The organism is Streptomyces sp. Tu 2975, from assembly GCF_009832925.1.
Taxonomy (GTDB): Bacteria; Actinomycetota; Actinomycetes; order Streptomycetales; family Streptomycetaceae; genus Streptomyces.
Genome location: NZ_CP047140.1, coordinates 4932324 through 4947808, shown reverse-complemented (window position 1 = coordinate 4947808; position 15485 = coordinate 4932324). Strand labels below are relative to the sequence as shown.

The 15485-nt window shown below is 68.3% G+C and carries 11 protein-coding genes; all 11 read right to left on the bottom strand.

All coding sequences use genetic code 11. The annotated features are described in order from the left end of the window. Positions 1–2316, bottom strand: coding sequence for a hypothetical protein (locus tag GLX30_RS21900; RefSeq protein ID WP_159691576.1), 2316 nt, complete (start codon positions 2314–2316; stop codon positions 1–3). A 10-nt stretch (positions 2317–2326) separates the two neighbouring features. Then, entirely contained in the window at positions 2327–2740 is a 414-nt protein-coding gene (locus tag GLX30_RS21895; protein WP_159691574.1) for a hypothetical protein, read from the bottom strand. A 190-nt stretch (positions 2741–2930) separates the two neighbouring features. Continuing rightward, complete coding sequence (gene mycP, locus GLX30_RS21890; protein WP_347879779.1) at positions 2931–4184, bottom strand: type VII secretion-associated serine protease mycosin; 1254 nt, start codon at positions 4182–4184, stop codon at positions 2931–2933. 159 nt (positions 4185–4343) lie between these two features. After that, positions 4344–5849 (bottom strand): hypothetical protein, encoded by a 1506-nt coding sequence (locus GLX30_RS21885; protein ID WP_159691570.1) that lies wholly within the window; start codon positions 5847–5849, stop codon positions 4344–4346. Between the two features lie 32 nt (positions 5850–5881). After that, on the bottom strand, positions 5882–6394 hold the full coding sequence (locus GLX30_RS21880) for a hypothetical protein (protein WP_159691568.1): 513 nt from the start codon (positions 6392–6394) through the stop codon (positions 5882–5884). A 97-nt stretch (positions 6395–6491) separates the two neighbouring features. After that, entirely contained in the window at positions 6492–8780 is a 2289-nt protein-coding gene (locus GLX30_RS21875; RefSeq protein ID WP_244258483.1) for a xanthine dehydrogenase family protein molybdopterin-binding subunit, read from the bottom strand. A 23-nt stretch (positions 8781–8803) separates the two neighbouring features. Continuing rightward, positions 8804–10834 (bottom strand): 2Fe-2S iron-sulfur cluster-binding protein, encoded by a 2031-nt coding sequence (locus GLX30_RS21870; RefSeq protein WP_208545456.1) that lies wholly within the window; start codon positions 10832–10834, stop codon positions 8804–8806. Further along, complete coding sequence (locus tag GLX30_RS21865) at positions 10831–11727, bottom strand: FAD binding domain-containing protein (RefSeq protein WP_159691564.1); 897 nt, start codon at positions 11725–11727, stop codon at positions 10831–10833. The genes GLX30_RS21870 and GLX30_RS21865 overlap by 4 nt, the downstream gene beginning before the upstream one ends. A gap of 293 nt (positions 11728–12020) precedes the next feature. Beyond that, positions 12021–13661: a beta-N-acetylhexosaminidase gene (locus GLX30_RS21860; protein ID WP_159691562.1), complete on the bottom strand. Its 1641-nt coding sequence runs from the start codon at positions 13659–13661 to the stop codon at positions 12021–12023. Positions 13662–13665: 4 nt separating this feature from the next. After that, positions 13666–14517 (bottom strand): carbohydrate ABC transporter permease, encoded by an 852-nt coding sequence (locus GLX30_RS21855; protein WP_208545455.1) that lies wholly within the window; start codon positions 14515–14517, stop codon positions 13666–13668. Next, positions 14514–15485 carry a sugar ABC transporter permease gene (locus GLX30_RS21850; protein WP_159691560.1) on the bottom strand — a complete coding sequence of 324 codons (972 nt, stop codon included), beginning with the start codon at positions 15483–15485 and terminating at the stop codon, positions 14514–14516. Before GLX30_RS21850 ends, GLX30_RS21855 begins: the two co-directional genes overlap by 4 nt.

The window sequence follows — 15485 nt, the reverse complement described above, 5'->3', positions numbered from 1 at the left end:
TCACGGCTTCTCGTACGGGTCCGGCAGCGAGTTGTCCCTGACGTGTTGGCGGCTGTCCTTGACGTACTTGGTCAACTCCTCCTCCAGATAGTTGCTGTCTGATTCATTCCAGCCCGGCGCCCTCGCGTAGGCCTGGCCAGGCATGAGCGCGTTTTCCTTACCCGTGCTCAGGGCCTCGTCCTTGAGGTCGTCCGACTTCTGCTTCAGAAGTTGGTCCTTCTCATACTTCTCGGCGATGTCGCCTGCCTCCATACCCAGGAAGGTCACCACCGCACCACCTGCTGTCTCCGCGGCCAACGGGACAAGGACACCGCCGGCACCTCCCGTGAGCCCCACGACGCCGCCTGCGACTGCCGCTCCGATGCCGAACTTCACCCACTCGGTAGTCTTGGCCACGGCCTTCTTGTGTTCTTCTGAATCCTTCGTGTAATCCTGATCGATCTGCCCCATGCGCGATTGGTCCAGTATCGACTGTGTCTCGGCACCGATTCGGAGCGTCGTTTTCGCGTCGGTGAGGTCCAGATCTCGGGCCGGCCCGGAACCGGGAGGCGGAGCCACTTCGTCCATGACACTGGTGGTGTAGAGCAACTGGGCTGCCGACAATTGTGCATGGCCTGTTTCGGTCTGAGACACCACGCCCATGAAGTTGACCGCGTCACCTCGGTTGAAGAGCAGACCCGTGTCGAACTTGTCACCGAACCTGGACGTTCCGTCGGCGCTATTGTTACCGAAGGGAGAGTTGGGCATTTCTTCCATCGACGTCTCGTTCTCCTGCTCCAGTGAGCGGTTGAACTCGTCGATGTATGCGGCGCCCATCTTACTTAGACTGTCACTGATGCCAGGCTGCTCGTGCATGTGCTTCGCATCGCTGCCGTAACGCTCGACAACCTTCTGCATGACCTCGGCGTTCTCAGCCGTGCGCATGTCCTTCTGACCTTCGAGCGGTGCATCATAGGCACGCCCTGTAGTCGCCGACTCCAGTGCGTGTCCCAGGGCATTGTAACCGGGTTCTTTCGTCTGATCGCCCTTGCCGTTGATCTCTTCGGGCCACTCACGGTCCTTCGCAAGGTAGTCGAAGGCGCTGAGCGTTTTGTCGTCTTTGGGGTTGTCCGGTGTCAGATCGATAGTGCTGTTGAAGAATTCAGTGGAGGCCTTCGGGTTGTGTCCGAGCGCCTCCATGTACCCGATCATCGGGTCCTGGCCCTGGTCGCCACCCATCCAGTTGAGACGGCTCGTCGGGAACTGCTGCCAGGTCGCTTGGGGGTTGAGGCGACCGTCGTGGGTCATCTTTCGTTCGGTCACCACTAGTGCATTGCCGTAGTCGTTCAGGAACTTGTGGTCGTAGTTCCCCACGCGCATCAGGTTGCTCATGACCTGGAAGCCGTACGGGCTTGCACCGCGAACCTGGATCTGCTCGCTGCCCGCCTTGATCGTGTCGGCCTTCCACTGCTCCATCTCAGGGCTGGTGGAGTGGGTGGCAGCGGCAAGCGTCAGGCTCCAGTTCTTCTGCAACTCCTTCAGCTTGTCGGGGTGCTCGAGGCCCAGCCTGGCGCCCTCGCTCGGGTCGCTCATGTCGGCCCAGTACTCGAGGTTGCCCTTCGCGCCGATTTCGAGGGCGAAGCGCTCGGCGAAGTACTGGTCGCCCCGGTTGTCCTTGAAATACTTGTTCAATCGATCGACTTCTGCCGGCGTGGCTTCATCACCCTTCCTGGCGATGTCCGCCGCAGACTTCGCGTCCTGCGCGTCCTGCGCCTTGGAGGCGTCCTTGAGGGAGTCGTACCCGGTGCCCGAGAAGTCGTGCCCGTCTTTTCCGACCACAGTCTGCAATGCTCGGGATGCCACTTCGTCGGCGTCGTTTGCCCGGTCGATGGCAGCCTTGATAGCAGCCCTCATGGCATCGAAGTCATTCTGCTGCGGCTCAGGACCGTCGTAGTCCTTGCTACGGCGATCCGGATGGATCAGGTAGCTGACGACACCATTGGAGTCGATACGGATCCCCTTGGCCGGCGCGGACTCGACCAACTTCTCCAGGGCTTCCTTCGCGGCCTTGAACTCCGTGTGGGCATCGCGAAGTACATTACGGATACTGTCTGCTACCTTCGCGGCGTCCGCGAACTCCTTGGCAGTCTTCGTGACGAACGGACGTGTGACCCCGGCGTTCTCCCCATGCCAGTCCGCCTTGTCAGCCTTTGCGCGGAGCCCGTTGTCAGCCTTCTCCTCGAGTTTCTTCAATTTATCGAAGGTCTCGCCCCAGTCCGTCACAGCCTCGTTCAAACTGCTGAGGCGAACCTGGAGGACCTGACTGAACGTCGGCATTGCAAACCCCTCAACTGAAGTGCTGGAGAATCTTGGACATGGAGAAATTTGTCTTCAGCTCTTCTTCGTGGTTCACGTGCGTGACAACAGTATCCTCAAGGTGATTGTGTATGTGCGCGCAGGCGCTCAGCAGCGTCTCTGATTGTGAACGCCACTTGTCCCACGCCCGCCACATACCCCGTCCGGTAGCGAAACCGTCCTCGTTCAGCTGATTGGAAGCCGTGCCGGTCTGGGCCCCTGCGTGGAAGGCATCGGTTTCGAACGCATGAAAGAGCTCCTGCGCCTCGTTACCGATGGCCTTCAAGTCCTTTGAGGTGACCTTGTAGTCGGACGCTCCACCGCCACCGCCTCCAGCAGGCGCTGCCTGGTTGAGCCGCATCCCCGCGCGAGATCGCTCGGTGCGCCACTCCTCGTCGAAAGACATGTCGCTCCTTATTCAGCACCGGCTACCCGAGGCGCAAAGGCTTACAGGGCAGTTGGCGCTAAGTCAGCCGGGTAGGCGCTGCCGCGCCACGGTCGAAATACGAACGGGGGCCCCGCCGCACCGGTGATCACCAACGGTCGGTTGCGCTCCCCATCACCGCGAGCCCTTTTGGGCATTCGAACGGCAACAGTTACGAACGGGACTGCGGCGGCTCGGACGGAGGAGGAGGGGGCACCTGAGCCGGCCCGGAGGGCTGCTGCCAGGGCGGCTGCGGTGGCTGTGGAAAGGGGTGATACGCCTGCTGCCCGGCGCCCATCGCGGGCACTGCAGTAGGCAGGACGCTCTGACGCCGGGACCGGGCGACCATGACGGTGACGGCACCACCGACAAGCACCGCCGCGCCCAAACCAAGAGCAATCCACAGGCCGGTCTTGCCGCCCTCGTCGGAGGCGGGCGCCGCCTTGGCCGACTGCTCCGACGGCGCAGGTCCGCTTTCCTCGCTACCGCCGGCAGGCGTCGTGGATGCCTCTGGAGACGGCTCGGGATCGGCGGCCGCCAAGTCTGGGAGCGGGTACTCATCAGCGGGACCGGGGTCGCCGGGGGTCTTGAGAGCGATGCGCGGGCGAACAACTCCGTAGCCACCGAAGTCAGTGCGGACCTTGCCACTCTTCGCCTTGCCGGCCGTGTTCATCATCACGCGCAGGACTTGGTTATTGGTCCACTCCGGATGCTTGGACCAGATCAGGGCGGCAGAGGCGGACGCGAGGGCAGTGGCGTCACTTGTACCGTGGCTCTCGCAGAGCTGTGTACGTCCAGGGCATGCCGCGATGATGTCGTCGCCTGGGGCAGCGAGATCGACCTGAGGGCCGCGCTGGGACTCCTTCGTTGCGGTTCCGTTCTTGTCAACCGCTGAAACTCCGACCACGCCAGGGGTGGCCGCCGGATAGAGGACCCGATTACCCTCGTCGCCATCGTTTCCAACGCCGGCGAAAATCAACGATCCCTTGTCCAAGGCATACTTCACGGACTGGGCTACATTGTCTCTTGTCTCACTGCCTGCCAGAGAAATATTGATGACCCTGGCACCGCCGTCTGCTGCATAGCGAATGGCCTGACTGAGCGACCTATTCCACAGCTCCGGGTTCTGGGCCAACTTAGTGCCTTGGTTGACCTTAGGCATTCTGACGGGGAGGATCTTCGTTCCAGGCGCAAGGCCGAAGGAACCTGTATCCGCCGACTTCTTGCCTGTTCCGGCAATGATGACGGCCATGCTCGAACCGTGACCATCGTAGTCGGAATTCTCGTCACCTGGTTCCTTCGAGAGGTTGAGTCCTGGAAGGACTTGTCCCTTCAAGTCAGGAAGACGGTCATCCACGCCAGTGTCGATCACCGCGACGGTTATGCCCTTACCCGTACTCACTCGCCACATTTCATCGGCATGCATCGCGTCAAGGTGCCACTGACGTTCGCGAACGGATTCCGCGTGAGCCGGTGTTGAGGCGATGCCCACCAGCAGCACTCCCAACGCGACGGATACGGCGCGCCCGCGCAGGGCTACTCGCTGACTGCTGGTGTGCATCGTCTTCCTCTGTTCGCCTATGGATTAGTCGATGACTGGCGGCACGATACGACGATTACCTTGCTGCCACGTCTCGTCATCTTCCGTGAGGTAGTCCGGCCGCTCTGTGTCCTCACGGTCACGTCGTCGCCCATCGGTGTGCGTGTTGGGGGCCCGGACGCCGGCTCCCGCCTGCCCATGTCGGCTGTTGTCCGCAGCCGCGTTACGGACGAGGCCGGTACCGCCTGGGGTGAACGGGCGCCCCCCTGCTTGAGGCTGTTGCGGCCTGCCGCCGACCAAGCCACCGGGCTCAGAGGACAGGCGGCGGCCTCCTCCATGCAGACCCTGTCCACCCACAGGGCCTCCACCGCTATGAGGCACTCCTCCGGTGCCACGCCCCGTCATCGGGTCGCCACCGACAACAGTGCCTCTGGGGATCCCGCCAGTGGCACGTCCGGTAGTCGGAGGAACTGGGCGTCCTCCCACGATGCCGTTGCCCCCGCCAGCCCGTCCTGGGGGCGTACTTCCCAGGGGGCTTTGAGTGGGTAGGGCCAGTCCTCGACCAGTCAGAGCCTGCCGGTTACCAGTCGGCCCTGGGACCGTCGTCGTGGGTTTACCCCCGCCGAACGTGGAAGGGATCGGTCCCATGGGCACATCCGGCCGCGCCACGGGCTGGGCAGGACCCGTCGGTACCGTTGGAGGGTTGGACGTCGTCGGAGGCGGCAGCGTCTCAACGCCGTCGATTTCCATGTCCACGGGACGATCCGGATGAACCACTGGGTTCGGCGCAGTCGTGCTGGGCTCAGTGGGGTTCGCAGTTGTCGGCTCAGCGGTCACCGTCCGGCGTTCCACCGCAACGTACGAGTCCTCCGACGATGCCTTACTGTAGGAATCCCCCGTCGCACCCACAAAGCGTGAGCCGCTGACCATCTGCCGTTCGGGAACGAACTGCCCCGGCGGCGGCGGGAACTTCGGCACCGGCATGCTCTGGATCCGCTGCCCTGAATGCGTGTACGTCTGGGCCAGCTTCCTTAGCTGGTCGGCCGCTTCGAGGCGTCGCCGCTCCTGAGCGGCTACCGCGCCCGACAGCTGCTTCTGGGCCTGGATCTCCGCATTCGCGCCCGCCCCGGGATCCTTCATGGCAGCCCGCAACAGCTCACGGGCGTTCTGCTCCCGGGTTTCGAGCGACCCGTCCTTCTTCGGCACAGCCGCCTTCGCCTGGGCGATGGCCGTGGCCACCTGCTCCAGGACCAGCGCGGCACCCTCGCTGTACTTCCCGAGTTCCAGGGTGGCCATGGAGGCCTCGTGTCCCCAGTCCTTGAAGGCCTGGCCGCCCTCGCCCTCCCACACGACCCGGGTCATGTGGGCCTTCATGCCCTCACCGACCTTCGTGATCGTGGACGCGGCTGCGGACAGCTTCTTCGCGAGCTGAGCGGCCGATTCGGCGTTGGTGCCTTCGATCATCGCCAGGAGGGCATCATGCGTCTGCGCCTCGAAGTCCGTCTGCTTGGGCTTCGGGGCCGAGATCGGGTTCTTCGAACCGTCAGCCATGGAGAACCACCATTTCCGCAATCCCCCCTGCTTCAGATGCTGAAGTCGGTGTCGCCCTGGTGCGTTCCACCATTGCCACCGGACTGCTGGTTTCCGCCGGTCTGCTGCGTCTGGTCGCTGGGCTGCTGCCGCTCCACTTCAACGGCGAGTTGCCGCATGCGTTGCCTGATGTCGTAGTCGATGTTCTCGTAGCCGACCTGGGAAGCGGCCACGGCGATGCTCAGCCCGTCCACCTGCAGGGCGAGAATCTTGGACAGCTTCTCGAGCTGGTCATGAACGCTTGTGTAGACGCTGTACAGGTACGCGCTTTCACCGAACGAGGCGCTTCCGAAGTGACTTGGTTCCAGCCGGTCCGCGGTGACCTTGTCGGGCGCGGCCTCTGAACTCTCAAGTTCGATGAGCAACTTGTCGATCTCCCTCTTGAAGGTCGACATCGACTCAAGTTCGGTGACCAGCTTGGCCGCGGCCATCGCCGTACCCGCGAAGGGGATGAGCCCAAGTGCCCCCAGCGACACCGGCCGCCCCGTCCCGTCGTCCTCCGCCACGAATGCCTCCCCGTTTACACACGTCTGCAGGGATCACTCTACCGAGTGGGCATGACACAGCGCATCCCTGGATTGCACTAGCAACCCGCCGACTACGTCACGAGTTTGGAACAGCCACCGCCGCCTGCGGTCGGATCGGCAGGCGGTTGATCGGGCGGCCCGTGGCCGCGCGGACCGCGGAAGCGACCGCGGCCGGGGACGTGACCACCGGCGCGGCGCTCGCGGGCTTGGCGCCGAAGGGGGCCACCACGTCGCGTTCCTCGACGAGTTTCACGATGCGAATGTCCGGCGCGTCCAGGGCTGTCGGGAGGGCGTAGCCGGTGAGGTCGGGGTGGCGGATCACGCCGCGGGCCGTGCGGAGGTTCTCCGTGAGGGCCGCGCCGACGCCCTGGGTGACGCCGGCCTCTATGCGGGTGGCCAGCTGGGCGGGGTTGAGGACGCGGCCGACGTCCTGGGCCACCGCCATCTCGACCACGCGGATCGAGCCCAGTTCGATGTCGACGTCCACCACCGCCCGGATCGCGCAGAACGCCAGGCCGACGAAGGCGTCGCCCTGGCCCGACTCGTCGAGCGGCTCTGTGGGGTGGGGGCGGCACTGGGCGGTGGCCCAGAGTTCCTTGCCGTCCATCGCCTCGGTGACCGTCGTCGACAGGACGCCGTCGTACGACGTGATCTTGCCGTCGGTGATCTGGAGCAGTTCGGTGGACATGCCGAACTTGTGGGCCAGCGGCTGGAGAAGCTGTGTGCGGACCATCTTCGCGGCGCGTTCGACCGCGCCGCCCGACACCCAGGTGTGGCGGCCGTGGGCGGCGGGGCCGGCCGGTGGCTGGTCGGTGTCCACGGAGGCGACGCGGACGTCGTCGATGCCCAGGGTCTCCTGGACGATCTGGCGGGCGAGCGTCGTGAATCCGGAGCCGGTCTCGACGGCCGCGCAGATGACCGTGGCGACTCCGTCGTGGACCTTGACCGTGGCCGTCGAAACCTCGTCGGTGCCTTCCGCGCCGAGCATGTGGACCATGCCGAGGGCGTAGCCGACGCCACGGCGTACCGCGCCCGGTTCGCCGGCTCCTTCGGGGCCGCCGGGGAGGAGCCAGTCGTCCTCCGGGGAGTCCTTGGGGAGGGGCGGCAGCGGGAAGTCGCGTACGGCCTGGAGCAGTTCGGCGACGGGGGCGGGGCAGGTGACGGTCTGGCCGGTGGGCAGGATGTCGCCGGTGGCGAGGACGTTGCGCAGGCGGATCTCGGTCTGGTCCAGGCCCAGTTTCGCGGCGAGCTTGTCCATCTGTGCCTCGTACGCGGCGCAGACCTGCATCGCACCCTCGCCCCGTACATGGCCGGAGGGCGGGTTGTTCGTGCGTACCGCCCAGCCCTCGATGTGGGCGTGCGGGACGACGTACGGCCCGCAGGCGAACGCGACGGCGGCGGCCAGTGACTCGGAGGAGGCGTCGGCGTACGCGCCCGCGTCGAGCAGCAGTTGTGCCTCGACCTTGACGAGGTGGCCCTCCGCGTCCGCGTGGTGCCGGTAGCGCAGCAGCGTCGGGTGGCGGTGGGCGTGGCCGAGGAAGGACTCCTCGCGGGTGGCGGCGAGTTTGACCGGGCAGCCGGTACGAAGTGCGAGCAGGCCGAGGGGCAGCTGGAAGCCCGGGTCCTCGCGGTCGCCCGTCGCGCCCGGCACGCCGGTGACGACGACCTTGACGCGTTCCGGTTCGAGGCCGAAGCAGGCCGCGGCGAGGTCGCGGTCCGTGTGCGGGTCGGTGGACGCCACGTAGAGCTCGACGCCGCCGTCGGGGCGGGGCACGGCGAGGCCGGCCTCGGCGCCGATGGGGGCCGGGTCCTGGCGACCGATGCGGTACAGGCCTTCGACGATCACCTCGCCCGTCGCGTCCGGGTCGCCGTAGCGGAGCGGGATGTGGCGGATGAGGTTGCCGTCGGGGTGCAGCGGTTCGGCGGCGAAGGCCTTCTCGGGGTCGGTGACCGGGTCGAGGACCTCGTACTCCACCGCGATGGCGGCCGCCGCGAGGCGGGCCGTGTCGGGGTGGTCGGCGGCGACCGCCGCGATCGCCTCGCCGTGGTGGCGGACGACCTCCGACGCGAAGACGGGCCGGTCGGCGATGCGCCTGCCGTACGCGCCGTCCCCGGGGATGTCCTGGTGGGTGATCACCGCGTGTACGCCCGGCATCTCGAGAGCCGCGGAGGTGTCCACGGACACGATGCGGGCATGCGGGTGCGGGGAGCGCAGCAGCGCGGCCCACAGCAGGCCCTCCGCCCACAGGTCGGAGGCGTAGGGGAACGTGCCCTCGCTCTTGGCGCGGGTGTCGGCGGCGGGGAGCGACGCGCCCAGGCCGTGGGCAGGAGCCTCCGGCTGAGGGCTGTCGACCGGCTGCGGCATCGCAGTGGTGGCCGCGTCGTTGCTCACGCCATGCCTCCGTCGTGCGGGTGAATCTGCACACTACCTGCGCCGGGTCCCGCCTGGTGCGGGATGCGGGCTTCGTCACCGGCCTCCGCCTCCTCGGCGGCGGTGGCGCTCGAGGCGCGTTCGGCGACCACCTCTCGCACGGCGTCGAGGACACCGCGGTAGCCGGAGCAGCGGCAGAGGTTGCCGCACAGGGCTTGGCGGGTCTCCAGTTCTGTGGGGGCGTGGTTGCCCTCGAGGAGGTCGTGGACGGTCATCGCCATACCGGGGATGCAGAAGCCGCACTGGACGGCGCCGCAGGCCGCAAGCGCCCGCTGGACGTCGGAGGGTTCGCCGTCGGTGGCGAGGCCTTCGACCGTGCGCACCTCTGAGCCCGCGGCGGTCGCCGCGGGGACCAGGCAGGAGGCGACGAGCCGGCCGTCGACCTGCACGTTGCAGGCGCCGCATTCACCCTGGGAGCACCCGTCCTTGGCGCCGGCGAGGCCGAGGCGCTCGCGCAGGACGTAGAGCAGGGACTCGCCTATCCAGGCGTCGCTGACCGGGCGGTCGGTGCCGTTGACGCGCAGGACGTACGAGGTGGGCGGGTGCTCCTCGGTGCCGGCGGGCGGTGCGTCCGCGTCGGCCGGGGCGGCGTCGGCGGGCACAGCCTCGGCGTCGGCTCCCGTTTCGGCTCCGGCGTCGGCCTGGGGTCCGGCCGCCGGCTCGGGCTCGGCTCCGGACCGCGATGCGGACTGCGATTCGACCTCCGGCCGAGACCCGGGCCCGGGCGCGTGCCCGGACGACTCAGGCTCGGCCTCGGCCCCGGCAGACGTCTCGCCCGGTCCCTGCACCGTGGCGGCGGGCTCGGCGGGGTCGACCGGTTCGGCCGGTTCGGCGGCCGCCGCGTCCTCTTCGGCGGCCTGCTCGTCGCCCACCGGCGCCGGCCCGGACCCGGCCGGGTCCTCCGGCTGCTGCGGATCGTCCACCGCCCAGGGCGCGGAGGCTCCGCCCGGCAGCGTCGCCCAGGGCGCCGGCGCACCTCCGGGGAGCGTCGCGGACGGGTTCGTACCCGCCCAGGGCGCGTCGGCGCCGGGCGGCAGTGGGAACTCGCCGGAGTCGGAATCGGACGCCGCGGCGGGCTCCGCCTCCTGGGCCTCGGCGAACTCCGAGAACTGGGGGAACTGCGGGAAGTGCGGCACCGCCTGCGGCCCTTGGGCCTCCGGGGCCCCCTGGAACGCCTGGGACTCCCCGAACTCCCCCGGCTGACGCACCTCATAGGCGTCGCGCGCATCATGCGCATGAGGGACATCCTGCGCATCGTGCGCATCCCGGAATCCCTGAGCGCCCTGGGTGTCATGGACGTTGTGCGCCTCGTGGACGTCCTGGGACTCGCGGAAGGCCCACTGCCCCGTCTCGTTCACGTTCACGTTCGTGTTCGCGTCGGACTCGCCGCCCGCCCCCTGCCCGGCAGGCTCCGGCCACGGCGTCGCCCAGCCGCCGGGCGCCGTCGGGTCCGTCCCCGCGACGGGCGTCAGCGGCCTGATCATCGGCGGTACATAGCCGTGCCCGGGAGCCTCGAGCGGGGCGGCGTCGGAGGTGGTGAACTCCGGGGGCAGCTGGAAGAAGCCCGTGGCCTCGCCGTCGTACTCGCCGCCCTGCGGCGTGGGCTGCCAGCCGCCGCCCTGGTCCCCGTACGAGCCGTACGCATCACCGTAGGAACCCTGCGGCGGCTCGTGCCGGCCGTAGTCCTCCCCGTGCTCGGGCTGCCCGTACGGCTGCCCCTGCTCGTACTGCCCGTACGACTCGCCTTGCTCGTACTGCTCGTACGGCTCCGCGTCACCGTGCCGTCCGTACGACTCCGCTTCGCCGTGCTGTGCGTACGGCTCGCTGTGGCGCTGCTGCTCGTACGGTCCCCCTTGGCCGTGCTGCCGACCGTAGGGGTCCCGCTGGTCCTGACCGTCGTACCGGTCGCCGCGACGATCCGGCTCGAAGCCTTCCGGGAGCTCCTGGAACTCCGGCGGAAGGCCGTGCGGGTTGTTCTCGTTGCTCACGACAGCGCCCTCCCCAGTGCCCGTCGGGCCAGCGCGGCGACGGTGCGCCGCAGATGCAGTACGGCCGGCGACAGCACCGGTTGCTCCTCGCCCTCGGGCGCCGGTGCCGGGTCGGGGATGCACGCAGCGGCGACGTACTCGCCGAACGCGGTCAGCGCCTCGCCCTCGAGACCCCGCTCGCCGTCCCAGTCGATGAGCGAGCCGATCCACCGCTCGGCCTCGAGCGGCCGCAGCGGCATGGACGCGATGGCGCCCACCGCGCAGCGCACACCGCGCCGGGCCGGGTCGAGGACGACGGCCACGGAGGCCGTGGCCCGGCCGGGGCCGGTGCGGCCGGTCGCCTTCAGGAAGACCTGGGGGGCGTGCAGGAGGGGTACGCGCACGAAGCCGATCAGTTCGGCGGGGCCGAGCATCTCCCGGCCGGCCAGCAGGTGGGACACGGGGATCTCGCGGCGGGCACCGCCCGGGCCCGCGATCACCAGGTCGGCCTCGAGCGCTGCCAGCACCGGCAGGCTGTCGCCGGTGGGCGCGGAGCTGGCGATGTTCCCGCCGAGCGTGCCCGCGTTGCGGATCTGGGGCGGCCCGGCCGCACGCGCCGACGCGGCGAGTGCGGGGATGAGGGCGGCGAAGTCGGGCCGGCCCATCCGGGCGTGGGTGAGGCCGGCGCCGAGCAGAGCGTGCCCGTCCTGGTAGCGCCAGCCGCGGATCTCGCTGATGCGGCCGAGGCCGACGAGGCCCGCGGGGCGGAGCTGGCCCTTGTTGACCGCGGCCATGAGGTCGGTGCCGCCGGCGACGGGGACGGCGGCGGGCATGGCGCTGAGCGCCGCCACGGCCTCGTCGAGCGAGGCCGGCAGCGTCACCGACTGTGCCGTTCGCGGTGCGTGCGTGGTCACCAAGCTGCCCCTTCCCGGTGTCCCGGCTGTCCCGCCTGTGTTGCCGTACCGTACGTGCTCACAGGCCGGACGTGGCAACTCTGGCACATCTTCCGGGCGGACCGACGGGAGGGTCCGCGAAGGGTGCATCCGCCCCACAAGTGCGGACCCGCAGCAAACGTCCGGTTTCGTACTCCCGTACCGCCACGGGCGGATTGCCGTTCTTCAGCGGCGCTTGTACGCCTTTCTCCTTGCCGTGCCACCCTCCTACCGTCTCAGGGCCGGGGCCACCGGGAGGCGGCCTCGGGCCGGGCTCACACGTTCGGGGGCACGCCGTCGATCGGACGTCCGGCGACGCCGGGGCGCCGCTGCCACGGCAACGGGCCGCCGGGCGGCCGGTAGTGGACGCCGAGCGCGTCAAGGCATGCGTAGTGGGCGGTCATTCGGCGCTCGAAGTCCGCGAAGTCGCGCTCCGCGGACGGGGGCAGCGTGGACCAGGCGACCTCGGCGAACGCGGCGAGCCGCGGGAAGACCTGGTAGTCGACGCGGGCGCTGTCCTGCATCACCTCGGTCCAGACGTTCGCCTGGGTCCCCAGTACGTGCCGGACGGCTTCCGGGGCGAGCGCCGGCGGTACGGGCTCGAACCGGTAGACGTCCTCGAGGGTGCGCACGTAGCCGATGGGCATCGGCTCGTCGTCGCCGGCGGCCTGCCGATGGTCCAGGTAGACCTGCTGCTCCGGGCACATGACGACATCGTGGCCGGCCTCCGCGGCGGCGATGCCGCCCTGGTATCCGCGCCAGGAGGAGACGGCCGCGCCGGGCGCCAGACCTCCTTCGAGGATCTCGTCCCAGCCGATGAGGCGGCGGCCACGGTCGGTGAGCCAGCGGTCGAAGTGCCGGACGAACCACGACTGGAGCTCGTCCTCGTCGGCCAGGCCCTGTTCCTTGATGCGTGCCTGGGCGGCGGCCGACGCCTTCCACTGGTCCTTGGGGCATTCGTCGCCGCCGATGTGCACGAAGGTGGACGGGAAGAGGCCGAGGACCTCCTCGAGCACGCCCTCGTAGAAGCGGAGGGAGGTGTCGGTGGGGGCGAGTACGTTGGGGTTGACGCCCCAGTTGTCCCAGACGGTCAGTGAGGTCGTGTCGATGACGTCGGTGTTGCCCAGTTCCGGATACGCGGCGATGGCGGCCTGCGAGTGCCCGGGGATGTCGATCTCGGGGACGACGGTGATGTGCCGTTCGGCGGCGTAGGCGACGATCTCCCGGATGTCGTCCTGGGTGTAGTACCCGCCGTGGGGCGTCTCGTCCCAGAGGGGTGAGGCCCGGTGTCCGTACTTGGTCCGCGACCGCCAGGCGCCCACCTCGGTCAGCCTCGGGTGGCGCTTGATCTCGATGCGCCAGCCCTGGTCGTCGGTGAGGTGGAGGTGGAAGACGTTGAGCTTGTGGGCGGCGAGCAGGTCGAGGTACCGCAGCACGCCCTCCTTGGGCATGAAGTGCCGTGATACGTCGAGCATGAGGCCGCGCCAGGAGAACCGGGGCGCGTCCTCGATGACGGTGCACGGCACCTCCCAGCGCCTGCCTGTCGCCACGGGCGCCTTGCGGTACGCCTCGGGCCCCAGGAGCTGACGGAGCGTCTGCACGCCCCAGAACACTCCGGCAGCGTCACCGCCGTGGATGGTGATGCCGGCGACGTCGACGTACAGCTTGTAACCCTCGGGACCGAGATGCCCGGCGTCCGCGGTGTCGATGCGCAGCAGGATCGTTTCCCCGTCATCGCCGGCTCCGGGCGCCAACGGCAGCCCGGTGGCCGCGCCTACAGTACGGCGCAGCCATCGGGCGGCCGCCTCCGTGCCAGGGCCCGCGTCCACGACGGTCGACTCGTCCAGGACGAAGCCGCCTGCGGACGGGATGGAGCGCACGACGCGCGGCGCCGGGATCAGGTTTGTGGAAGTCATCGCGTCAGTCCTTCACCGCGCCGCCCAGGCCGGAGACCAGACGTCGCTGAACGAGTACGAAGAAGACGAGCACCGGCACGGTCATCACGGTAGAGGCCGCCATGATCCCGCCCCAGTCGTTCTCGTCCGGCTTGAAGAAGACCAGCAGCGCCATCGGCAGCGTCGACTGCGAGGTGTCGCTGATGATGAACGACTTGGCGAACAGGAAGTCGTTCCAGGTCGAGATGAACGAGAACACGCTCGTCGCCACCAGCCCGGGGAAGACCAGCGGAAAGAGGATCTGCCACAGGAAGCGCGCGCGGCTCGCTCCGTCGATGTACGCCGCCTCCTCCAGCGCCTCCGGAACAGCCTTGACGAAGCCGCGCAGCATCCAGATCGCGAACGGCAGGGAAAAGGCGATGTGCGGCAGGATCAGCGAGCCGAGGGTGTTCAGCTGCCCGAAGTCCCGCATCAGGAAGAACAGCGGAATCGTCAGCGCCTCGATCGGAACCATCTGCGCCACCAGGAACATGATGAGCAGCGTCGTACGGAACCTGAAACGGAACCGGGTGACGGCGGTGGCGGCCAGGAAGGCGATCAGCGCGGAGGCGACGACGACCGTGCAGGCGACGATCAGGCTGTTGACGAAATACCGGCCGAATTCCTCCTGTTGGAAGACCCGGCGGAACGAGTCGAGCGACGGGGAAAGGGTCCACGGCTTCGCGTCCGTCGACTGGATCTCCCCGGCGGGTTTGAAGGCGGAGAGGACCATCCAGTACAGCGGGAAGGCGACGACGATCGCGATGGCCAGCGCCGCGGCCTCCGCCAGCAGCCGTCCGGGGCGCCGCACCCTCAACCGCGCGGGAATCAGGCTCATATCTCTTCTCCCTCACGGCGCAGCAGCCGCAGATACACGAGCGTGACGGCCAGCAGGATCAGCAGCATGACGACGCCGATCGCGGAGCCCAGGCTGTACTGGGAGGACGCGAAGGCCTTCTGATACGCGTACACATTGAGCACGAGATTCTGTCCGGCGATGCCTCCGCCGTTCGTCATCACATAGATCTGGGTGAAGACCTTGAAGTCCCAGATGACCGACTGGATGGTGACGACCACGAGAATGGGCCGGAGCATCGGTGCCATGACGGACCGCCAGATGCGCCATTGCGAGGCGCCGTCCAGCGAGGCCGCCTCGAGCACCTCTCCCGGAATGGCCTTGATGCCCGCGTACACGGTGACCATCACGAACGGGAAGGAACACCACACGACTTCGAACATGACGAGGGCGAAGGCACTGAGGCGCCCGTACGTCCAGGAGAAGTCGCCCAGTCCCAGCATCCGGTTGACGGGGCCGTAGTCGGGGTCGAAGAGGAAGACCCACACGGTGGAGCCGGTGATGGCCGGGGTCGCCCAGGCGCCGAGCGCCGCCATCATCAGGGCGAGCCGCGGCAGGGCGCGTACGCGGGTCAGCAGGACGGCCAGCGCGCAGCCGACGGCGAGTGTGGAGACCACGCACGCGGCCGCGAAGATCACCGTCGCGAGGAGCACCTGCCGGAACTGGCTGTCGGCGAAGAGCGTCCGGTAGTTGCCGAGGCCCTGGAAGGTGGTCGGTTCACCGCCGCTGACCTGTGCCTGGGTGTATTCGAGGAAGGAGATCAGGCCGAGCTGGTAGATCGGGTAAACGAGCAGTCCGGCGAGCACCACGAGGGCGGGTGCGAGATAGAGCCAGGGTGTCCAGGTCCCGTTGCGCCGTCGGGGCCCGACCGGGTGCGCGGTCGTGTCCGGCGGGCGAGCGGTGGTCCCCGCGGGGACCACCGCCGGCTCCGCCGCGGTCTTGTAGGCCAT